Here is a 19,589-nt window from a genome sequence, read left to right as displayed (position 1 = left end):
AACCCGAGCCGATCCGCCTCTAAGAGCGCCGCCCATGAGCATGTCTTTCATCGACCTCGCCGCGCAGCAGCGCCGGATCCGCGACCGGATCGACGCCGCGATCGCCGCCGTCCTGGACAGCGGCGCCTATGTGATGGGGCCGCAGGTCCGCGAGTTCGAGGCGAAGCTGGCGGCGTTCGGTCAGGCCAGGCTGGCCTTGTCCTGCGCCAACGGCACAGACGCTATCGCCCTGCCGCTGATGGCCTGGGGCGTGGGCCCCGGCGACGCGGTCTTCTGTCCGTCCTTCACCTTCGCCGCCACGCCCGAAGTCGTGCCGTGGGTCGGGGCGACGCCGGTGTTCGTGGACGTGCTGCCCGACACCTTCAACCTCGATCCCGCCAGGCTGGAGGCCGCGATCGCCGGTGTGAAGGCGGACGGCAAGCTGGTCCCCAGGGTGGTGATCGCCGTCGACCTGTTCGGCCAGCCCGCCGACTATCCCGCCATCAACGCCATCTGCGAGCGCGAAGGCCTGAAGCTGATCGCCGACAGCGCCCAGGGCTTCGGCTGCACGCTGGACGGCAAGCATCCGCTGCACTGGGCCGACGTGGCCACCACCAGCTTCTTCCCGGCCAAGCCCCTGGGCTGCTACGGCGACGGCGGGGCGGTGCTGACCGACGACCAGGATCTGTGGGACCTGATGGACAGCTTCCGGGTGCACGGCAAGGCCGTCGCCCCCGACCTGGTCGGCCGGACCTTCGATCACGACACCAAATACCTGAACACCCGCATCGGCATGAACTCGCGGCTGGACACGATCCAGGCGGCGATCCTGATCGAGAAGCTGGCCCTCTTCCAGGAAGAGATCAACCTGCGCCAGGTGGTGGCCGACCGCTACGCCGAGGGCCTGAAGGGCGCGGTGATCGCCACGCCCAAGGTCATCGACGGCGGCGTCTCCGTCTGGGCTCAGTACGTGATCGAGCACCAGAACCGCGACGGCCTGGCGGCGCACCTGAAGACGCAGGGGATCCCGACGGCGGTCTACTATCCGGTGCCGATGCACGTGCAGGCCCCCTATGCAGCCTTCCCGCGCGGCGCGGGCGGCCTGCCGGTGACCGAAGCCAAGGCCGAGACGGTGCTGGCCCTGCCGATGCATCCTTATCTGTCGCAGTCAGACCAGCAACGCATCATCGACGCGATCCGCGCCTTTAACGGCTAAGCTGCGCCCCATTCACGCCTCACCCTGGGGTATGTTGGCGTCGAAAATAGATTCGAAGGTTCAGATGCACGATCCGGTTACGTCGTTCGTGGTCGCGGTGTTCAGCATGCCTGGCGCCGCCCTGATGATGGCGGCCGCCATCCTGGTCTTCGCCGTCGGGCTGATCTTTCAGTCGGGGCATTTCGAATACGTGCCGCTGATGGACGACCTACGTCGTCGCGCCGACCTGCTGGACGACCTGCGCGGGGATCGCCAGAAGGTGTTCGCCGAATCCTTCGAGGCGATCGACAAGCGCTTGAGCGGCCTGGCCCATCCCGTCATCGAACTGGGCTGGGCGCACTATCGCGGCCAGTTGACGCCCACCGAGGACGGACGCCTGGCGGCCTCGATCCATGCTTCCGACGCCTTCGATCTCGCCGATACGCCGGCCCGCACCCTGGAATGGTGGGCCAACATCATGGTCGCCGTCGGCCTAGTCATCACCTTCATGGGCATCGTGGCGGCCTTGACCGAGGCGACCTCGGCCATGGGCGGCGGGGGCGCGGCCATGCAGGGCGCCTTGATCAACCTGCTGACGATCGCCGCCACCAAGTTCTGGACCTCGATCGCCGGCGTGCTGGCCTCGATCATCCTGCGCCTGGTCGCGCGGCGGCGGCGTCAGGCCATCGAGGCGCAGGAAGCTCATTTCTTCGCGCTGCTGGACGCCTGCGTCCGCTTCGCGCCGCCGGAAAAGGTGATGCTCGAGCAATTGACGATGCTGGGCCGCATCGAAGCCGCCCTGACCCGCTTCGCCGCTTCGCCTCGGGGCGCTGCCTGATGAGACGCAAGCGCGGCCGTACGGTCGATGTCGAGGAGGGCGAAAGCTACTACGTCTCGATGACCGACATGATGGTGGGGGTGATCTTCATCTTCATCATCATGCTCAGCTACTTCGCGTTCGAATTCCGCTCGACCACCGCCAAGCTGACCACGGCCAGGCATCCGGAGACGGCGGCCCTGTTGCAGACGGCCGCCAATCTCACGCCCAAGACCGCCGACATCGAGATCGACTACAAGGCCCAGGTGCTGTGCGTGCCCGAGGCGACCCTGTCGGAAACCGGCCAGGGCGCGGCAGGCGAACGGCGCTGCTTCGCGTTCTCGCCGCCAACCCAGGCTTCGACCCAGACCGCCACGGCGGTCGATGCGCAAAAGCTGCTCATGCAATCACTCGATGCGGATCTGCGCGACGCGAAGGTGTCGATCTCCGGCGACCCGTCGGGCGGCTCGCTCGCCTTCCGGGCCGACCAGCTGTTCGTCGCCGGCGCGGCCACGCTTTCGCCGGAGGGCCAGCGGATCGCGGGCCAGGTGGCCCAGATCCTGATCCGGCGCCTGCCCTGCCTGGGCTATGGCGTGCCGACCGACGCCAGCTGCCAGGACGGAGCGCCCAAGCTGGCGGTGGCCAACGTGGTCAGCCAGACCAACCTCGACGCCTTCAGCGCCGAGGGCCAGCGCGCGGCCAGCCTGGCCCTGCAGCGGGCCGCGGCCTTCCATCAGGCTCTGACCGCCGCCCAGCCCGGCCTGGCGGCCCTGCGTAACGCGCCGCCCGGACAGGCCGGCTCCCAGCCCCTGCTGCGGGTGGCCAGCGTGGGTCAGTCGCAGGAAGGGGCCTCGAAGGTCGGCGACGACCAGACGGTGAGCATCCAGTTCCAGATGGCGCCCTAAGGGCGACTCCATTTGGCGTATGGGCGGCGCTGCCCTATATCGCGGCCAACGCGTCCCGCGCCCGCCGGCGCTTCGGCGTTCCGGCCCGTGAAGAAGAGCGTCATGTCGTCCAGTCCCATCGCCGCCCCCACTCGCGGGGACCCGCGCCCTGCTACCGGCCCCCATCCGGGCATGGGCTTTGGCCAGTTCGTCGCCTTGATCGCGGCGATGATGGCCACCAACGCCCTGGCCATCGACTCGATGCTGCCAGCCATGCCGCAGATCGGCCGCGCCCTGGGCGTGGCGACCGACAACGAGCGGCAGTGGATCCTGACCGCCTATCTGCTGGGCTTCGGCGCGGCCCAGATCGTCTACGGCCCGCTGGCCGACCGCTACGGGCGCAAGCCGGTGCTGCTGGTGGGTCTGTCGCTGTACGTCGTCTTCGCCGCCCTCTGCGCCTTTTCCACCTCGTTCGAGATGCTGCTGGCCGCCCGCGCCCTGTGCGGGGTCGGGGCGGCCGCCACCCGGGTGCTGTCGGTGTCGATCGTCCGCGACTGCTACAGCGGTCGGCAGATGGCGCGGGTGATGTCGCTGTCGTTCATCGTCTTTCTGGGGGTGCCGATCGTCGCCCCGTCGGTAGGCCAGGCCATCCTGCTGGTCGCGCCCTGGCCGTGGGTGTTCGGCGTCCTGTCGATCTTCGGCCTGGCCGTGATCGCCTGGTCGTGGATCAAGCTGCCCGAGACCCTGCATCCGCAGGACCGCGTGCCCCTGGAGGTCACGCCGGTGCTGGCGGCGTTCAAGGAGTGCCTGACCAACCGGGTCGCCGTCGGCTACACCCTGGCCGCCACCCTGGTTCTGGGCGGACTGTTCGGCTTCCTCAACTCGGCCCAGCAGGTGTTCGTCGACGTGCTGGGGGCGGGCAAGTTCTTCCCGCTGATCTTCGCGGGCATCGCCGGCGGCATCGCCGTCTCGTCCCTGCTCAATTCCCGCATCGTCGGACGCCTGGGCATGCGGCTGGTCTCGCATGTCGCGCTGCTCGGCTATATCGGCTTCGCGGTGGTCCACGCCCTGGTCGCCCTGAGCGGCCATGAGACGCTGTGGACCTTCTCGCTGCTGCAGGCGGGGATGATGTTCTGCTTTGGCCTGGTGATGTCGAACTTCGGCTCGATCGCCATGGAGCCGCTGGGCCACCTGGCCGGCACGGCGGCTTCGGTGCAGGGATTCATCACCACCATCGGCGGGGCGCTGTTCGGCTTCTGGATCGGCCAGCTGTTCGACGGCACGACCGTGCCCCTGACCTTGGGTTTCGCCGGCTTCGGCATCGCCGGCCTGCTGGCCGTGCTGATCACCGAGAAGGGCCGGATGTTCCATGCCGGCGCGGGCGTGGCGGCCGCGGAAGGAGCGGGGGTCCACTAACCGCTGTCATTCAGTCCAGCATCCGCTCCAGGGTTTCCAGCTCATCCGCCTCGCGCGAGGGCTTGTCCCAGCGGATGCGGTTGATCCGCGGAAAGCGCATGGCCACGCCCGACTTGTGGCGGGTGGAGCGCTGCAGGCCCTCGAACGCCACTTCGAACACCAGGCCGAACTCCAGGTCGGCGCGCACCGATCGTACCGGGCCGAACCGCTCGACGGTATGGTCGCGCACGAACTTGTCGATCTGTTTCAGCTCCTCGTCGGTGAAGCCGAAATAGGCCTTGCCCACAGGGGTAAGATGGCGCGTCCCGGTCTCGTCCTCGCGCCAGACCCCGAAGGTGTAGTCGGAATAGAAGCTGGACCGCTTGCCGTGGCCGCGCTGGGCGTACATCAGCACCGCGTCGATCAGGCGTGGGTCGCGCTTCCACTTGAACCACGGACCCTTGGGGCGGCCGGGTTCGTAGACGCTGTCCCAGCGCTTGAGCATCAGGCCCTCGGCGATGGCCGGATCGCCTTCCGGCGGCCGGGCGCGCAGGGCCGCCAGCGCTTCCCAGGTCGCGAACGGCTGGATCGGCGACAGGTCGATGCGCGGGCTGGCCGCCTGGCCCACGAACGTCTCCAGCCGCACTCGCCGTTCCCTGAACGGCAATCCGCGCAGGTCGACCTCGCCGTCCAGCAGCAGGTCGTAGGCGCGGATCCCGGCCGGATAGGTCTGCAGTTGCTTGGCGTCGACGGTCTTGCGGTTCAGTCGCTGCTGCAGGTCGCCGAAGCTGGCCACGGCGCCGTCGCGCATCACCAGAAGCTCGCCGTCGATCGCCCCTTCGAAAGTCAGGGCCTCGACCACGTCGGGGAAGGTCGCCGAGATGTCGTCGCCGGTGCGGGTGTAGAGCCGCTTCTCGCCGCGCTCGCTGACCGCCTGGACGCGGATGCCGTCCCACTTCCATTCGGCGGCGTAGTCGCCCGGATCCAGCTTGGCGAAGTCGACCGCCTCGTCGATCGCCTGGGCCAGCATCACCGGCCGGAACCGCCCCGGCGCATAGGGCGAGGGCTGTTCGGACCGGCCCTCCAGCCAGGCGAACAGGTCGCCATAGGGCGGGGTCATGGCGTGCCAGACCTCCTCGACCTGGCCGATCTCCACCTGGCCGAAGTCGGCGCAGGCCTGCTTGGCCAGCCGCGCCGAGACGCCTACCCGCAGTCCGCCGGTCATCAGCTTCAGCAAGGCCCAGCGGCCGTCGGCGTCCAGGGCGTCCAGCCAGCCCTCGATCAGCCGCTGCACCTCGGTTCGAGATGCGGTGCGCAGGCTCTCGACCACCTCCGACAGGTCCGGTTCGCGATTGGCGCCGGGCTTCTGGGGCCAGACCAGGGCGACGGTCTCGGCCAGATCGCCGACATAGTCGTAGGACCAGGCGAACAGCTGGGCGTCCATCCGGCTCTCGACGGCCTTGCGGATGAAGGCCGGTTTGGCGGCGTTGAAAGACAGCGCCCCGGTCAGGGCCGCCAGCACCCAGCCGCGCTCGGGATCGGGCGTCTCGCCCAGGAAGCCCCGGATCAGGGTCAGCTTGGCGTTGCGCGAGCTGGTCAAGGACAGCCGGTCGAGAAGGTGGGCGAAGGCGCGCATGGTCGTCCTTCAACGCGCGAAATCGCGCCGGGGCCAAGCCTTTTCCCATATGGCCAAGTCTGTTCCGCCACGCTAGCCTCGGCTGAGTTGTTTGGGGGAAACACGTCTTGCGTCAGTTCCAAGCCGCCGTCGCGGCCGCCGTCCTCACCGTCGCCGCGCCCGCGTTCGCGGCCGACCAGCCCTCCGCCCCGCCGGCGGTCACGGCCTCCGCGCCGGACCTGTCCTGGCAGGACCGGCTGGAGCGCCACACCGGCGTCGTCGACCTGCCGCAGGCCAAGGCCCGGCTCAACCTCGGGACCGACTACTACTATCTCGACGCGGCGGCCTCGCGCCGCGTGCTGGTCGAAGGCTGGGGCAATCCGCCGGACGCCGCCGACGGCGTGCTGGGCATGATCTTTCCCGCCCGCTTCAAGCCGCTGGACGGACCGTCGTGGGGCGCGGTGATCACCTACCAGGATTCCGGCTACGTCGCCGACAAGGACGCGCGCGACACCGACTACGACAAGCTGCTGGACGACCTGCGCGAGTCCGAGCCCGAGCAGAACGCCGAACGTGAGAAGGCCGGCTATCCCAGCCTGCACCTGGTGGGCTGGGCCGAGCGCCCGACCTATGACCCCGCCCGGCACGCGGTGATCTGGGCGCGCGACCTGAGGTCCGGCAACGCCTCGGTCGACACGTTGAACTACGACATCCGCCTGCTGGGGCGGAAAGGCGTGCTGAGCCTGAACGTCATCTCCAGCATCAACGACCTGCCCGAGGTGCGCGCCGCCGCCGGCCACATCGCCGACCAGGCCGCCTTTGTTCCGGGCCAGACCTATGCCGACTTCCGCAAGGGCCAGGACAAGATGGCCGAATACGGCGTCGCGGGCCTGATCGCCGCCGGCGTGGGCGCCGCGGCCGCCAAGAAGCTGGGCCTGCTGGCGATCCTGGCCATCTTCCTCAAGAAGGGGGCGGTGGTGCTGGTGGCGGCGTTCGGCGCGGTCGCCGCGTGGTTCCGCAGGACCTTCCTGGGCAAGAAGGACGTCGCCGCCAAAGGCTCCAAGCCGCCCAGCGGGCCAGACCTGATCTCCTAGGACGGCGACGGCTCTGGGGCGAGGTTGGGCTTGTGAGCGGTTCGAACATCTGTTTGAATCGGTCGCGTCCAGAACCCGGACCGGAGGCGACCATGACCCCGCCCGAGCCGTTCGTCCCCCATCCTCGCAAGAGTCCGCTGACCACGCCGTGGGAGCCGATCTTCGCCGATATCCGCGACGATCGCTGGGTGCTGGCGGTGGAGTTGCGCGAGCCGCACACAAACTCCCGCGGCGGCCCGCACGGCGGCCTGATCGCCGCCCTGGCCGACAACGCCATGGGCCTGTCGTGCGGGGTGGTGCTGGCCCGGCTGCAGATCCCCAGCAAGGGCCTGGTCACCGTCTCGCTGGGGCTCGACTACCTGGCCGCCGCGCAGATCGGCCAATGGCTGGCGTTCGACACCGACTTCATCAAGCCGGGCAAGAGCCTGTGCTACGCCGAGGCCACGGTGCGGGCCGACGACAAGCCGGTGGCGCGAGCCCGGGCGACGTTCAAGGTGGTGTGAGCGGCCTGACGCCCCCTACTCTCCCTCCTCCTCGTCATAGCCCACCAGCCGCAGCGCCCGGGCCGGTATGCCCTGCAACTCGCACCAGCGCTCCAGGGCCTCCTCGCGGCCGTGGGTGATCCACACTTCGCCAGGGCGCAGCTCGTCGAGGGTGGCGGTCAGTTCGTCCCAGTCGGCATGGTCGGAGATGATCAGCGGCAGTTCCACGCCACGCTGGCGAGCCCGGGCCCGCACCCGCATCCAGCCGCTGGCGAAGCAGTCGACCGGATCGGGGAAGCGCCGCGACCAGCGGTCGGCCAGGGCCGAGGGCGGGGCGACGATGATCGCGCCCTCGAAGTCCTTCTTCACGCCGGTCGTGGCGGGCGCTAGCAGGCCCAGATCGACGCCGTGGCGGCCATAAAGCCGGTTCAGCCGCTCCATCGCGCCGTGCACGTGGATGGTCCGGTCCCAGCCGGCCTCGCGCAGCAGGCGGATCACCCGCTGGGCCTTGCCCAGGGCGTAGGCCCCGACGATGTGCGAGCGCTCGGGGAACTGCTCGACCGACTTCAACAGGGCCGCCACCTCGCCCTTGTCGTCGGGATGGCGGAAGACCGGCAGGCCGAAGGTCGCCTCGGTCACGAACACGTCGCAGGGCACGGGCTCGAAGCCTGCGCAGGTGGGATCGCGGCGGCGCTTGTAGTCGCCGGAGACCACGATGGTCATGCCTTTCCAGCGGATCACCGCCTGGGCCGAGCCCAGCACGTGGCCGGCCGGGACCAGCCCGACCTCGACGCCGTTGTGGGTGAAGGCCTCGCCATAGGCCACCGGTTGGCGACGGCCGGCGAAGTCCTCGCCGTAGCGCTCGGCCATGATCGCCAGGGTCTCGGGCGTGGCGGCGACCACGCCGTGTCCGGCCCTGGCGTGGTCGGCGTGGCCATGGGTGATCACCGCCCGGTCCACGGGGCGGACGGGGTCGATATAGAAGTCTCCGGGCGGGCAATAGAGCCCGTCGGGCTTCGGACAGATCAGGTCCTGCGGCTTCATTGGCTGGATAGGGAACGCACGTGGCTATAAACCTATCCCATGACGACAGACAGCAGCATGGGCGAACAGCACCGGTTCATCGCCAACGCCATGAACGAAGGCAGCCCGCAGGCGCGCGCCCTGGGCCTGGTGACCTTGGAGATCGGCGACGCGGTCGCCATCCTCAGGGTGCCCTATCGGCCCGAGATCGTCGGCGACCCGGAGACCGGGGTGATCGCCGGCGGGGTGGTGACCACCCTGCTGGACCACGCCAGCGGCCAGGCGGTGCACGCCGCCCTCAGCGAATGGACCTCGATCGCCACCCTGGATCTGCGCATCGACTACATGCGGCCGGCCCAGCCGGGCCGCGACGTGCTGGCCCGCGCCCATTGCTACAAGGTCACCCGCTCGGTCGCCTTCGTGCGGGCCGTGGCCTATGAGGACGACCCCGACGATCCGGTGGCCGCCGCCCAGGCGGCCTTCATGCTGGACTCCAGCGCCGGCAAGAAGCCCGGCGCCAACCTCAAGCCGCCCCGCAGCAAGGCCCCTGGCGAGGGAGACGCCGCATGAGCGACGCCGACACCCGCCTGAGCGCCGTGCTGGGCTCGATCCCCTACGCCAAGTTCATCGGTATGCGCGCCGAGCTGGCCGGCGACGAGATGACCGCCGTCCTGCCGTTCTCCGACCACATCATCGGCAATCCGATGCTGCCGGCCATCCATGGCGGCGTGCTGGGCGCCTTCATGGAGATGACCGCCCTGGCCCAGCTGTCGGTGGCCGAGCCGCTGAAGCGCCAGCCGCGCACCATCGACATCTCGATCGAATACCTGCGCTCGGGCCGGCCCCTGACCACCTTCGCCCGCGCCAAGATCAACAAGGTCGGTCGACGGATCGCCAACGTCCATGTCGAGGCCTGGCAGGAGCAGCGCGCCGCCCCCATCGCCGCCCTGCGCGGCCATTTCCTCCTGACCGCCGCCGAGGACTGATCCGGGCGGAGAACGTCGGTCTCAAAGGTGAAAGTTTCCAATGCAACGGTTTTAATCGACCACATTACACCCCTGTAATGCCGGTTATCGACGCCAACGTTTCTTAAAAACGCTTCATGAAGCAAAGGTAACGGGTGTTCACTATCCTGCGGGCCTATACCCCTGATCACCGGACGCGGACGGCGCGCCGGACCCACAGGGAACCAAGATCATGACCTTCTCGAACAACGCCTTTTCCGGTTTCGCCAGCATCGTCCTGGCCATGCTGCCCCTCGTCGTGATCGCCGGTTCGCTCGTCTCGAGCTTCTAGGTGATCGCCGCGTAGCTCCACCGGTTTGCGACCCCTCGGGCTCCCAGAGCCGTGCGGGCCGCCCGGTGGAGAAGGGCGTGACGATGCGCCAGACGATCGATGTCGGCGTCGTATCCGCCGCCGATCACCCCGGCCACGGGGATCCCCCTCTCCAGACACGAACCCAGGACGAACGCCTCGCGCCGCGCCAGGCCGTCGTCGCTCAAGTTCAGACGCCCCAGCTTGTCGTCCGCATGCGGATCGACCCCGGCGTTGAAGAACACCAGGTCCGGCGCCACCCGCGCCAGCAGATCCGGCAGGATCTCTTCCAGCTTCCCCAGATAGACGTCGTCGCCCGTGCCGTCCGGCAGGTCGACATCCAGATCGCCGGCCGCCTTGCGGGCCGGGAAGTTCTTCTCGGCGTGCATCGAGAAGGTGAAGACGCTGGGATCATTCTCAAAGATCCGGGCCGTTCCGTCGCCCTGATGGACGTCGAGATCGACGACCAGCACCTGGCCGACCTTGCCCTCTTCCAGCAGGCGCCGCGCCGCCACCGCCACGTCGTTGAACACGCAGAAGCCGGCGCCGGTTTCGGCCTGGGCGTGATGGCTGCCGCCGGCGGTGTTGCAGGCGATGCCGTGCGCTAGCGCCAGGCGCGCCGCCGCCAGCGTGCCGCCCACGGCCGCCTGGGCCCGGCGCGCCACCGACTCGGTGTTGGGCAGGCCCACCCGCCGGGCGACGTCGGCCGGCAGGCTCAGGTCGAGCACCCCGCTCACATAGGCCGCGTCATGGACCAGCAGCAGGCTGTCCAGGTCGATCGGCTCGGGAAGGACGAAGCCCGCTGGTCCGGCGACGCCCTCGGCCTCCAGCACGGCCGCCAAGCGCGCGAACTTGTCCATCGGAAAGCGGTGCCCCGCCGGCATCTCCGCGCGGAAGGCGGGATGGTGGACGATGGGCGGAACGGAAGCGGCCATGACCCAACGATGGGAAAGACGCGGCCTTGACGCAAGGTCACGTCTTGCCCCGCCGGTTCCACGCGCCTAACCAACCGCCATGCGCACGCCCGAGAACCTCGCCGAGATCCTGACCCTCGAAGCCATCGAGGTGAACCTGTTCCGAGGCGTCAGTCCCAATGACGGCTTCCCGAGGATCTTCGGCGGCCTGGTCATCGCCCAGGCCCTGACGGCGGCCTACAAGACCGTGCCCGACCGCATCTGCCACTCGCTGCACGCCTATTTCATCCGGCCCGGCGACGTGAACGCGCCCGTGCTCTACGAGGTCGAGCGGGCCCGCGACGGCGGCACCTTCACCACCCGTCGGGTAGCGGCCATCCAGCACGGCGAGCAGATCTTCAACCTGGCCTGCTCGTTCCAGACCCCCGAAGAGGGGCTGAAGCACCAGATGGGCATGCCCGACGCGCCCGATCCGGAAAGCCTGCCGACCGAGGCCGAGTACCTGCGCTCGCTGGGCGAGGAGGTTCATCCCCGTTTCGTGAAGATGGCGGAACACCCCCGGCCGGTGGACCTGCGCTGGGTCGACCCGCAGCATCCGACCAAACCCGTGCCCAAGTCCTCGACCAAGCAGGTGTGGATGCGGGCCCGGGCGCCGATCGGCGACGACGTCCGCCTGCAGCAGTGCGCCCTGGCCTACGCCTCGGACATGGCCTTCATGGAAAGCGCCCTGCGTCCGCACGGCCTGATCTGGACGACGCCCGGCCTGCAGGCCGCCAGCCTCGACCACGCCATGTGGTTCCACCACCCGTTCGACTTCAACGACTGGATCCTGTTCTCGCAGGACAGCCCGTCGGCCTCGCAGGGCCGCGGCCTGGTGCGCGGCCAGATGTTCAGCCGCGACGGCAAGCTGATGGCCTCGGTGGCCCAGGAATGTCTGATGCGGGTGCGGAAGGGCTAGGAGCGTCGCGCGGAAAAGGGGATGCCGATTTTCCGCAAAAGCGATGCGAAAACAAAAAGCTAGAGCAAGGTTGGCTTGCTCTGGGCGGCTGACTCGCCGCCGACGCTGATCGTCGCCACGCCCGCCTGGGTCAGCCCCCGCAACAGCGAGCCCACCTGCATGCCCACCACCAGTTCGCCGGCCAGGGCCATGCGCACGGCCTCGGCGGCCGTGACCCAGAAGCGCTCGATGCGTTCGGTCGGATCGTCCTTCGGCTCGGCGACCTGGACCACGTCGCGGGCCAGGATCGTGTGGACGCGGTTGGTATGGGTGCCGGTGTTGGGTCGGGAATCGCCCACCCAGGTCATGGCGCCGGCGCAGCCGGTTTCCTCCAGCAGTTCGCGGGCCGCCGCGGCGCAGGGGTCAGTGTCGGCGGGATCCACGCCCCCAGCCGGCAACTCGACCGAAAACCCGCCCATGGCATGTCGGTACTGTCGCACCAGGAGTACGTTGTCTTCGGCGTCCAGGGCCACGACCTCGACCCAGTCCGGATATTCCAGCACGTAGTAGGGCGCGACCGGCACGTCGTTCTCGGTCAGGCAATCGTCGGCGCGCAGGGCGATCCAGCGGTCCTTGTGGATGTAGCGCGACGCTGTCACCCGCCATTTGCCGTCGGTCGTCATGGCCGAGCTCCTAGATCTGGTCGTCGTCCTCGATCGGGCCTTCCGGTTCGCCAACCATCACGGGCGGGTCCGCCAGGACCAGACCCTCGGCGAGTCTAATCTCGGGCACGGCCGCGCGCGTGAACGGCAGGTACCAGGTCTGGCCGCCCAGGGCCGGGGTGATTTCCAGGAGGTCGTCGGCGCCGAAGTTCTGGACGCTCTTGATCTTGCCGATCAGGCCGTTGGTGGCCACGTGGCGCACGGTCAGGCCGATCAGGTCGGCCAGGTAGAATTCGTCCTCGTCCGGCTCGGGCAGGGCCGAGCGCGGGACGTAGAGGCGCAGGCCGCGCAGGGCGTCGGCGGCTTCCTTGGTGTCGATCCCCACGCAGCGAGCGACGACGCCGTCCTTGGCCGCGCGGGCGGTGGCCAGGGTCAGGGCGGGCGAGCCGTCCTGGCGCGTCAGCACTTTGAACCGCGTCAGGGTCAGCGGGTCCTCGGTATAGGCCGCGATCCGCACCTCGCCGCGCACGCCGAAAGCGCCGGCGACGCGGCCGACCAGGATCAGGGTCTGCGAAAGAGACTGGGTCATGGGCGTGACTTGGGGAGCGCGCAAAAGAAAACGCCGCCGCCGAACGGGTGTCCGGCGGCGGCGCTCCCGAGGGCCTTAGCCTTCGGTGGTTTCTTCCGAAGCCGGGGCTTCTTCAGCGGCGGCCTCGGCGGCGGGGGCCTCTTCGGCAGCGGCTTCGGCCGGAGCTTCTTCGGCGACGACTTCCGGTTCCGGAGCCGGAGCAGCGGCGGCTTCGGCGGCCGCGGCGGCGGCGGCTTCAGCGGCGGCCTTGGCGTCTTCCTTGGCCTGGGCTTCGGCGGCGGCGCGGTCGGCGTCGCGCTGGGTGCGCTCGGCGTCACGTTCCTGGGCCTTCTTGCCCGGCTTGGCCTTCTCGGGGTTGTTGCCGTGGGTCCACTGGACCAGGCCTTGGGCGGCCAGGAAGCGGGCGACACGGTCGGTCGGCTGGGCGCCCTTGGCGAGCCAGGCCTGGATCGACTCGACCTTCAGAGTCACGCGCGCGGCGTCGTCCTTCTTGAGCAGCGGGTTGTAGGTGCCGACCTTCTCGATGAAGCGGCCGTCGCGGGGCGAGTGGCTGTCGGCGACGACGATCGAGTAGTAGGGGCGCTTCTTGGCGCCGCCACGGGCGAGACGGATCTTCAGCATTGTCGTAGTCCTTGGTCTAAAGTTCTATTTCTTGAACGGGTTGAAGCCGGGGGGCAGGCCGCCCAGTCCGGACAGGAGGTTGGGCTTGGCGTCGCCGCCGCCCCCGGATCCCGGAAGACCGGGGAGCCCCGGAAGGCCGCCAAGGCCCCCCGCGGAAGTCTGGTCGGGCGCGGCTGTCTTGCCGCCCCCCATGGCTTTCAGTCGGCTCATGTCGCCGCCGCCCATCATCTGGGCCATGCGGGCCATGCCCTTGCCGCCGTCCTTGCTCATGGCCTTGAACATGTCGGCCATCTGGCGGTGCTGCTTGAGCAGGCGGTTGACCTCGGCGACGTCGACGCCGGCCCCGGCCGCGATGCGGCGCTTGCGCGAGGCGGCCAGGATGTCGGGCTTCTTGCGCTCCAGCTTGGTCATCGAGCCGATGATCGCCTGCTGGCGGCGGAAGATGCTGTCGTCGATGCCGCCTTCGGCGATCTGCTTCTTGACCTTCTGGACCCCGGGCAGCAGGCCCATGATCCCCTGCATGCCGCCCATCTTCTGCATCTGGCCCAGCTGAGCCGACAGGTCGTTGAGGTCGAACTGGCCCTTGGCCAGCTTCTTGGCCATGCGCTCGGCTTCGGCCACGTCCAGGTCCTGGGCGGCCCTCTCGACCAGGGCGACGACGTCGCCTTGCCCGAGGATCCGGCCGGCCACGCGGCGGGCGTCGAACACGTCCAGGGCGTCGATCTTCTCGCCGGCCCCGAGGAACTTGATCGGCAGGCCGGTGACATGGCGCATCGACAGCGCCGCGCCGCCGCGGCCGTCGCCGTCGGCGCGGGTCAGGATCAGGCCGGTCAGCGGCAGGCGCTCGTGGAAGGCTTTCGCCGTGCGCACGGCGTCCTGGCCGGTCAGGCTGTCGGCGACCAGGATGGTCTCGGACGGCATGGCGATGCGGGCGATTTCCGCCGCCTCGCTCATCATCGCCTCGTCCAGGGTGGTGCGGCCGGCGGTGTCGAGGATCAGGACGTCGTAGCCGCCCAGCTTGGCGGCGGTCAGGGCGCGGCGGGCGATGTCGGCGGCGCTCTGGCCCGCGACGATCGGCAGGCTCTCGACCTCGACCTGCTTGGCCAGCATGGCCAGCTGTTCCATGGCGGCCGGGCGGCGGGTGTCGAGTGAGGCGACCAACACCTTCTTGCGCTCGATCTTGTTCAGCCGCAGGGCCAGCTTGCCGGTGGTGGTGGTCTTGCCCGAGCCCTGCAGGCCGGCCATCAGGATCACCGACGGCGGGTTCAGGGCCAGATTCAGGCCGGTAGGGACCTCGCCGCCCAGCATGTCGACCAGGCCGTCATAGACGATCTTGACCACCTGGTCGGCCGGCTTGACCGAGCGGATGACCGCCTCGCCCGAAGCGCTTTCCTTGGCCTTGCTGATGAAGTCCTTGACCACCGGCAGGGCGACGTCGGCTTCCAGCAGGGCGACGCGGACCTCGCGCAGCGCCTCGTCGACGTCCTTCTCGGACAGCACGCCGCGACCGCCAAGGCGGTCGAAGACCCCTGAAAGTCGCTCTGTAAGGCCGTCGAACATGCGAAACCCTAGTCCAAACACGAGTCCAAACGCGATCAGCCCCCATGGACGATCACGTCGATGGGGGTCCTCACCGGCCTCGTCCAGATGGATCCCGCGCTAGCGGGCTGGGGTCGTGACGGTAGAGGCGCTGCTGATGAAGCGCCGGAAGCGCGCGCTTATGCACGAAAGGGGGCGGGGAGTCAAAACGATCAGCCCCGCAGCTCCAACCCATTGCCTTCCGGGTCCGACAGGTAGAGCGAGGTCGCCTCGCCGGTAGAGCCGTAGCGTTCGCCGACGTCGCCGATCGCCACGCCGTGGCTTTCCAGGTGCGCCCGCACCGTGTCGACGTCGAAGTCGATTACCCGCAGGCACAGGTGGTCCATGTTGTGACCGTCCGCGCCCGGCGCGGCGCCACCCATTCGGCCCAGGCGGCCGGCGGCGTCGACCAGATCGATCAGCTGGGCGCCGGCGCGCAACTGCACCAGGCCGATGGCCTCCTGCCGTCGCTCGACCGCGCAGCCCAGCACCTGGACATAGAACCGCTCCATCAGGGCTGGGTCGCGGGCGCGGATCACCACGTGGTCGATGCCGAGCAGGCGCATGGCGAAGGTCTCCGACGACTATCCCGCCGAGGTATTCACGGTCGGCCGGCCGGGCAAGGCCGGCCGACGCGTGTTCGTCTCAGAGCAGCCAGCCGCTGGTCGACAGGCCGCTTCCCGACACCAGCACCGCGAAGTCGGAATTGGCGTCGCCGTCCAGGTCGCCCCAGATGACCGAGGCCTGGCTGAACAGGCCGCCCAGGCCGAACGCGCCCAGGTCGACGCCGCCCAGGACGCCGACCGCCGAGAAGATGCTGGCGTAGCTGCTGACCATGATCTGGCCCAAGCCGCTGGCGGTGAGGTGCGAGACCAGCGAGAAGGCCTGGTCGCCGTCCAGAGCGCTGTCGCCATCCAGGGCGCTGAAGTCGAACAGGTCGCTGCGACCGTAGTCGCTGACATAGTCGATCGACCGGCCCCCGGTCCCGAACGAGGCGCTGTCGAAGACGAAGATGTCGGCGCCGCCGCCGCCGACCAGGATGTCGAAGTCGGCCCCGCCGTTCAGCCGGTCGGCGCCCGACCCGCCCAGCAGGATGTCCTTGCCGCCGGCCCCGAACAGGCTGTCGGCGCCGCCTTCGCCGCTCAGCAGGTTGAAGGCGTCGTTGCCCTCGACGACGTTGGCCGCGCTGTTGCCCGTGCCCAGGGTGGCGTCGCCGGTCAGCCGCAGGTTTTCCAGGTGGGTCGAAAGGCTGTAGCTGATCGAGCTCCAGACGGTGTCGGTTCCGCCGCCGGCCAGTTCGGTCACCGTGTCGCGCCAGGTGTCGACGACATAGCGGTCGTCGCCGGCTCCGCCGGTCATCTTGTCGACGCCGCTGCCGCCGTCCAGCACGTCATTGCCCAGGCCGCCGAGAAGGATATCGGCGCCGTCGCGGCCCTCCAGCGTGTCGTTGCCGGCGTTGCCGGTCAGGGTGTTGGCGGCGGCGTTGCCGATCAGCCGGTCCGAGCCGGAGCCGCCGACCCCGTTCTCGATCGTCGCGCCATAGGCGATGCCGACATTGTCGGTCAGCCGGCCGACCACCGGATGGGCCGCCAGCGCGACCATGTTGGAATTATACGTCGCCAGGGCCACGGGAGCGTAGCCCGCCGCCGCCCGGTTGGCGTTGACCTGCTCGAACGACGGGGCGGTGTCGTAGGTCACCCCGCCGATGCTGCTGAGCGAACCGGGGGTCAGGTCGATGACCTGATCGGTCGCATAGCCCGAGGCGTCCAGGGTGTCGGTCCCGCCGGCGTCCCAGATGGCCATGACCGGGGCCGGGGTCTTGGTGAAGTCGTAGGAGTCGCGCCCGGCGTTGCTGTTGAAGCCGTAGGTCGTGTCGCCCGTGCGGGTGGTCATGTCGGCGCCGTAGATCGCCTGGATGGCGGCGATGTCGTGCACCAGGGGCGTGGAGGCGTAGACGGTGGTCGACAGGTTGAAGTCGAAGTGCCGCGCGCCGGTCTCGGACGCGGCGAAATAGGACATGATGCTGTAGGCCCGGCTGTCCTGGTAGTACTCCGCGTCGGCCGCGTAGGTGATGCTGACGCCGGGGGCGGCGTTGTAGTCGCCGGGGTGCTCCAGCCCCAGGGCGTGGCCGCTTTCGTGGGTCAGGGTGTGGATGCCGTAGAGGCCCTCGTCCAGCTGGAAATTGCTGGGCTGGTTGGCGCTGATCCAGACGTCGCCGGCGATCAGGTCGGCGTTGTCGGGCGTGTAGTCGTGCGGCAGGTAGGCATAGGCCTGGGTGCCGGGGCGGTTGGTGTAGTTGGCGAAGGTGATATCGGCCTGTTCGGGCGCGGTCTCCACCAGGGTCGGGGCGATCAGGTCGTCCCAGCTGGCCATGGCCTCGCGGGCGGCGACCTTCTGGTCCTCGGTGAACGGCGCGAAGCCGAAATATTCGGTGCGGCCGTACAGCTGGCCGTCCTGTTCATAGACATAGGGCTCGGCGAACATGCTTTCGGCGGTGTGGAAGCCGAAGTTCAGTACGCTGACGTCGCCGTCGCGCGGCGTGGCGTGAGCGGCGTCGCCCGGGGTCCAGGCGGCGTCGCCGCGGTTCAGCTGCGCGATCACCTGCTCGATCGTGAACACCGGCTTGTCGCGGATCGTGCCCCCCTGGCCGTCCACCGAGGCGTTGACCGGCGCGACCGAGACATCCAGCGCGGCGACCGCGTCGGCCGGCCCCTGGAACACCGGATGGCCGGTCTCGTGATCGAGATTCTGGTCCAGGCTTTCGTCGTGAAGGCGCATCGGTTCTTTCCGTTGGCTGGTGGTGAGGTCGTTTTTTCGTGATCGGGGGGCGAGGTCAGGGCGTTGGCCGTGATCGCCACGGCAGGGTCTCGTCGAGCGCGGCGTTCACGGCCGCGTCGAACCGGGGGTTGGGCTTGGCGGGGCCGGACGGCAGGGCCGTTGCGCGCGGCGCGGCTCCGAACAGCTCGGACGGGGCGGCCGTGGCGCGGAACACGCGCAGGCTGAAGACCAGCAGCGAGCCGCCTCGGGCTTCATCCGGTTGGAGGTTGGCGTGGAACAGCAGGACGGCGGTGTCGGCGGCGATCAGGTCGGGATCGCCTGGCGCCAGCAGGACGACCGGGATCGGCGCCCTATCGGCGGCCAGGGCCCTGATCCGCTCGCAGAGCGCGGCTTGAAGCTGGCGGCGATCCGGCGCGCGGTCGGGGTCGACCAGGCACTGGACGCCCAACCGCCGGGCGCCGTCCCAGGCCAGGACCGGGGTCGAGGCCGCGGCTGCGTCGCCATTATTCATGACCCCTATCGGGAATAGGGCGCAGGCCCATGCCATGAAGTGTCGAATTGGCGACATGAATTTCCCGCGGCCGATCCGTCCGAGGCGTCTTCGGCCCCAGGACCTTCGCCAGGAAATCTGTGCTATGCAAGCACAAGCTGTATTGTGAAGCTTAGATATTTCAACTTGTGGTCAAGCTTGCCGCGACGCGCCTCAGTCGACGGGCGAGGTGATGGTCGCGCCGGAGGCCTTCAGGCGGTCCAGGACGCCGTTGGCCGGCAGCAGGAAGGACAGGTCGACGATGGCGATGGTCACGCCGGGTCGGTTCAGCGCCTCGTTCAGGGCGTTGGCCGATTGGCCGATCTGGTCGGCCAGCAGGCCGGGACCGCCAGGCGCCCGCATCAGGCAGCGTTGAGCGGCCGAACTGGAATAGCGGGCGCGCACGCTGGCCAGGTCGCCATTGGCCCAGTCGCTCCCGATCGTGGTGGCGTGGGCCGCGTCGTAATCGATTTCCGATAGGGCGTCCCTCAGGCAGGCCAGCTGGCCCTCGTCCGACAGTTTGCCGACCACGCCCAGCACCGGTCCCAGCCGGTATTGGCTCATGGCCTTGACCTTGACCCCCTTGGCCTTGGCCATCCGCTCGATCGTGCTGACCGGCTTGGCCTCGGAGAGGCCGGCGGCCTGTCGGAAATCCGACATCACGATGAAGCCCGCCACGGCAGGTTTCCAATCCTTGTAAGGTACGGCGGTGCGGCCCGCCTGCTCGCGAGCATTGACGAACCGGGCCTTCAGGTCGGGCGGGAGGCGATCCTCCAGGTTCTTGCTGAACGGGCGGTAACGCACCCCGCCGCCGCCGGTCAGGAAGAACTTGGTGACCTGCAAGGGGCCAACCGACGCTTCTGGCGGCACCAGGACCAGGCTGGCCTGGTCCATGGCGCGGTTCAGGCGCGGGCTGTCCCACTTCAGCTGGTGCGGCAGGGGCGGAGCCGAGCCGACCACATAGAGCTTTGCGCCGCCCTTCTCGACCAGCCAGAGGGCAGGGCCAGGCGGCCGGGCGACCACCTGCAATTCCTCGACCACGGCGCTGCCGGTGTCCTGGGGGAACAGCTCGACGGTCCGGGGCGGGGACGGCGGGGTCTGGGCCCACGCCTGCGGGGCCAGGGCCGCCAAGCCGAGGGCCGCGCCGCCGATCAGCGCTGGTATGCGTCGAGCCATGGGCGTC

Annotated in this window: 20 protein-coding genes; 9 read left to right on the top strand and 11 right to left on the bottom strand. The window is 69.1% G+C overall.

All coding sequences use genetic code 11. The features are described 5' to 3' along the window. The first annotated feature begins 34 nt into the window (after positions 1–34). The 4 genes from ACSQ2G_RS07730 (at position 35) to ACSQ2G_RS07715 (ending at position 4,291) form a co-directional block, all read left to right on the top strand. Positions 35–1,195: a DegT/DnrJ/EryC1/StrS family aminotransferase gene (locus tag ACSQ2G_RS07730; RefSeq protein WP_436029698.1), complete on the top strand. Its 1,161-nt coding sequence runs from the start codon at positions 35–37 to the stop codon at positions 1,193–1,195. Positions 1,196–1,259: 64 nt separating this feature from the next. After that, positions 1,260–2,012 (top strand): hypothetical protein, encoded by a 753-nt coding sequence (locus tag ACSQ2G_RS07725; protein ID WP_436029696.1) that lies wholly within the window; start codon positions 1,260–1,262, stop codon positions 2,010–2,012. Next, positions 2,012–2,896 (top strand): hypothetical protein, encoded by an 885-nt coding sequence (locus ACSQ2G_RS07720; RefSeq protein ID WP_436029694.1) that lies wholly within the window; start codon positions 2,012–2,014, stop codon positions 2,894–2,896. The genes ACSQ2G_RS07725 and ACSQ2G_RS07720 overlap by 1 nt, the downstream gene beginning before the upstream one ends. A gap of 171 nt (positions 2,897–3,067) precedes the next feature. Beyond that, entirely contained in the window at positions 3,068–4,291 is a 1,224-nt protein-coding gene (locus ACSQ2G_RS07715; protein ID WP_436030545.1) for a multidrug effflux MFS transporter, read from the top strand. Positions 4,292–4,301: 10 nt separating this feature from the next. On the opposite strand, the gene ACSQ2G_RS07710 is transcribed toward ACSQ2G_RS07715, so the two are convergent. Beyond that, positions 4,302–5,906, bottom strand: coding sequence for a cisplatin damage response ATP-dependent DNA ligase (locus tag ACSQ2G_RS07710; protein WP_436029692.1), 1,605 nt, complete (start codon positions 5,904–5,906; stop codon positions 4,302–4,304). A 107-nt stretch (positions 5,907–6,013) separates the two neighbouring features. Between ACSQ2G_RS07710 and ACSQ2G_RS07705 the strand changes: the two genes are divergently transcribed. Both ACSQ2G_RS07705 and ACSQ2G_RS07700 read left to right on the top strand, forming a co-directional pair. Beyond that, positions 6,014–6,979, top strand: a complete 966-nt coding sequence (locus ACSQ2G_RS07705; RefSeq protein ID WP_436029690.1) for a DUF2167 domain-containing protein — start codon at positions 6,014–6,016, stop codon at positions 6,977–6,979. Positions 6,980–7,071: 92 nt separating this feature from the next. Then, positions 7,072–7,482, top strand: a complete 411-nt coding sequence (locus ACSQ2G_RS07700) for a PaaI family thioesterase (RefSeq protein ID WP_436029688.1) — start codon at positions 7,072–7,074, stop codon at positions 7,480–7,482. A gap of 15 nt (positions 7,483–7,497) precedes the next feature. Here ACSQ2G_RS07700 and ACSQ2G_RS07695 read toward each other — a convergent pair whose 3' ends face one another. Beyond that, on the bottom strand, positions 7,498–8,505 hold the full coding sequence (locus ACSQ2G_RS07695; RefSeq protein ID WP_436029686.1) for a ligase-associated DNA damage response exonuclease: 1,008 nt from the start codon (positions 8,503–8,505) through the stop codon (positions 7,498–7,500). 57 nt (positions 8,506–8,562) lie between these two features. On the opposite strand from ACSQ2G_RS07695, the gene ACSQ2G_RS07690 reads away from it, so the two are divergent. Beyond that, the gene (locus tag ACSQ2G_RS07690) at positions 8,563–9,054 is read left to right on the top strand and encodes a PaaI family thioesterase (protein ID WP_436030543.1); all 492 of its coding nucleotides are present in this window, start codon (positions 8,563–8,565) and stop codon (positions 9,052–9,054) included. Continuing rightward, positions 9,051–9,470 carry a PaaI family thioesterase gene (locus ACSQ2G_RS07685; RefSeq protein WP_436029684.1) on the top strand — a complete coding sequence of 140 codons (420 nt, stop codon included), beginning with the start codon at positions 9,051–9,053 and terminating at the stop codon, positions 9,468–9,470. Before ACSQ2G_RS07690 ends, ACSQ2G_RS07685 begins: the two co-directional genes overlap by 4 nt. A gap of 306 nt (positions 9,471–9,776) precedes the next feature. On the opposite strand, the gene ACSQ2G_RS07680 is transcribed toward ACSQ2G_RS07685, so the two are convergent. Then, on the bottom strand, positions 9,777–10,733 hold the full coding sequence (locus ACSQ2G_RS07680; RefSeq protein WP_436029682.1) for a histone deacetylase family protein: 957 nt from the start codon (positions 10,731–10,733) through the stop codon (positions 9,777–9,779). Positions 10,734–10,812: 79 nt separating this feature from the next. Between ACSQ2G_RS07680 and tesB the strand changes: the two genes are divergently transcribed. Beyond that, the gene (gene tesB, locus ACSQ2G_RS07675) at positions 10,813–11,670 is read left to right on the top strand and encodes an acyl-CoA thioesterase II (protein ID WP_436029680.1); all 858 of its coding nucleotides are present in this window, start codon (positions 10,813–10,815) and stop codon (positions 11,668–11,670) included. 59 nt (positions 11,671–11,729) lie between these two features. Here tesB and ACSQ2G_RS07670 read toward each other — a convergent pair whose 3' ends face one another. The 8 genes from ACSQ2G_RS07670 to ACSQ2G_RS07635 form a co-directional block, all read right to left on the bottom strand. Next, positions 11,730–12,332 (bottom strand): NUDIX hydrolase, encoded by a 603-nt coding sequence (locus tag ACSQ2G_RS07670; RefSeq protein WP_436029679.1) that lies wholly within the window; start codon positions 12,330–12,332, stop codon positions 11,730–11,732. A 10-nt stretch (positions 12,333–12,342) separates the two neighbouring features. After that, positions 12,343–12,900, bottom strand: coding sequence for a ribosome maturation factor RimM (gene rimM / locus ACSQ2G_RS07665; RefSeq protein ID WP_436029677.1), 558 nt, complete (start codon positions 12,898–12,900; stop codon positions 12,343–12,345). A 75-nt stretch (positions 12,901–12,975) separates the two neighbouring features. Further along, complete coding sequence (gene rpsP, locus ACSQ2G_RS07660; RefSeq protein WP_436029675.1) at positions 12,976–13,521, bottom strand: 30S ribosomal protein S16; 546 nt, start codon at positions 13,519–13,521, stop codon at positions 12,976–12,978. 24 nt (positions 13,522–13,545) lie between these two features. Further along, on the bottom strand, positions 13,546–15,081 hold the full coding sequence (gene ffh, locus ACSQ2G_RS07655; protein ID WP_436029673.1) for a signal recognition particle protein: 1,536 nt from the start codon (positions 15,079–15,081) through the stop codon (positions 13,546–13,548). 191 nt (positions 15,082–15,272) lie between these two features. After that, positions 15,273–15,665: a VOC family protein gene (locus ACSQ2G_RS07650; protein WP_436029671.1), complete on the bottom strand. Its 393-nt coding sequence runs from the start codon at positions 15,663–15,665 to the stop codon at positions 15,273–15,275. Between the two features lie 79 nt (positions 15,666–15,744). Next, positions 15,745–17,877, bottom strand: a complete 2,133-nt coding sequence (locus tag ACSQ2G_RS07645; RefSeq protein WP_436029669.1) for a M10 family metallopeptidase C-terminal domain-containing protein — start codon at positions 17,875–17,877, stop codon at positions 15,745–15,747. A 55-nt stretch (positions 17,878–17,932) separates the two neighbouring features. Further along, entirely contained in the window at positions 17,933–18,388 is a 456-nt protein-coding gene (locus tag ACSQ2G_RS07640; protein ID WP_436029667.1) for a hypothetical protein, read from the bottom strand. A 192-nt stretch (positions 18,389–18,580) separates the two neighbouring features. After that, positions 18,581–19,582, bottom strand: coding sequence for a TraB/GumN family protein (locus tag ACSQ2G_RS07635; protein ID WP_436029666.1), 1,002 nt, complete (start codon positions 19,580–19,582; stop codon positions 18,581–18,583). Positions 19,583–19,589 lie beyond the last annotated feature (7 nt).

It is taken from the genome of Caulobacter sp. LjRoot300, assembly GCF_964253875.1.
Lineage (GTDB): Bacteria > Pseudomonadota > Alphaproteobacteria > Caulobacterales > Caulobacteraceae > Caulobacter.
The sequence above is the reverse complement of the archived record's forward strand: the minus strand, read 5'-3'. Positions and strand labels throughout refer to the sequence as shown.

What these genes read in the sequence shown, in the direction of transcription:
- ACSQ2G_RS07645 (WP_436029669.1), bottom strand. Translation starts at nt 17,877, where the DNA reads ATGCGCCTTCACGACGAAAGCCTGGACCAGAATCTCGATCACGAGACC.
- ACSQ2G_RS07695 (WP_436029686.1), bottom strand. Translation starts at nt 8,505, where the DNA reads ATGAAGCCGCAGGACCTGATCTGTCCGAAGCCCGACGGGCTCTATTGC.
- ACSQ2G_RS07700 (WP_436029688.1), top strand. Translation starts at nt 7,072, where the DNA reads ATGACCCCGCCCGAGCCGTTCGTCCCCCATCCTCGCAAGAGTCCGCTG.
- ACSQ2G_RS07725 (WP_436029696.1), top strand. Translation starts at nt 1,260, where the DNA reads ATGCACGATCCGGTTACGTCGTTCGTGGTCGCGGTGTTCAGCATGCCT.
- ACSQ2G_RS07730 (WP_436029698.1), top strand. Translation starts at nt 35, where the DNA reads ATGAGCATGTCTTTCATCGACCTCGCCGCGCAGCAGCGCCGGATCCGC.
- ACSQ2G_RS07680 (WP_436029682.1), bottom strand. Translation starts at nt 10,733, where the DNA reads ATGGCCGCTTCCGTTCCGCCCATCGTCCACCATCCCGCCTTCCGCGCG.
- rimM (WP_436029677.1), bottom strand. Translation starts at nt 12,900, where the DNA reads ATGACCCAGTCTCTTTCGCAGACCCTGATCCTGGTCGGCCGCGTCGCC.
- ACSQ2G_RS07640 (WP_436029667.1), bottom strand. Translation starts at nt 18,388, where the DNA reads ATGAATAATGGCGACGCAGCCGCGGCCTCGACCCCGGTCCTGGCCTGG.
- tesB (WP_436029680.1), top strand. Translation starts at nt 10,813, where the DNA reads ATGCGCACGCCCGAGAACCTCGCCGAGATCCTGACCCTCGAAGCCATC.
- ffh (WP_436029673.1), bottom strand. Translation starts at nt 15,081, where the DNA reads ATGTTCGACGGCCTTACAGAGCGACTTTCAGGGGTCTTCGACCGCCTT.
- rpsP (WP_436029675.1), bottom strand. Translation starts at nt 13,521, where the DNA reads ATGCTGAAGATCCGTCTCGCCCGTGGCGGCGCCAAGAAGCGCCCCTAC.
- ACSQ2G_RS07690 (WP_436030543.1), top strand. Translation starts at nt 8,563, where the DNA reads ATGGGCGAACAGCACCGGTTCATCGCCAACGCCATGAACGAAGGCAGC.
- ACSQ2G_RS07670 (WP_436029679.1), bottom strand. Translation starts at nt 12,332, where the DNA reads ATGACGACCGACGGCAAATGGCGGGTGACAGCGTCGCGCTACATCCAC.
- ACSQ2G_RS07650 (WP_436029671.1), bottom strand. Translation starts at nt 15,665, where the DNA reads ATGCGCCTGCTCGGCATCGACCACGTGGTGATCCGCGCCCGCGACCCA.
- ACSQ2G_RS07720 (WP_436029694.1), top strand. Translation starts at nt 2,012, where the DNA reads ATGAGACGCAAGCGCGGCCGTACGGTCGATGTCGAGGAGGGCGAAAGC.
- ACSQ2G_RS07715 (WP_436030545.1), top strand. Translation starts at nt 3,068, where the DNA reads ATGGGCTTTGGCCAGTTCGTCGCCTTGATCGCGGCGATGATGGCCACC.
- ACSQ2G_RS07635 (WP_436029666.1), bottom strand. Translation starts at nt 19,582, where the DNA reads ATGGCTCGACGCATACCAGCGCTGATCGGCGGCGCGGCCCTCGGCTTG.
- ACSQ2G_RS07710 (WP_436029692.1), bottom strand. Translation starts at nt 5,906, where the DNA reads ATGCGCGCCTTCGCCCACCTTCTCGACCGGCTGTCCTTGACCAGCTCG.
- ACSQ2G_RS07685 (WP_436029684.1), top strand. Translation starts at nt 9,051, where the DNA reads ATGAGCGACGCCGACACCCGCCTGAGCGCCGTGCTGGGCTCGATCCCC.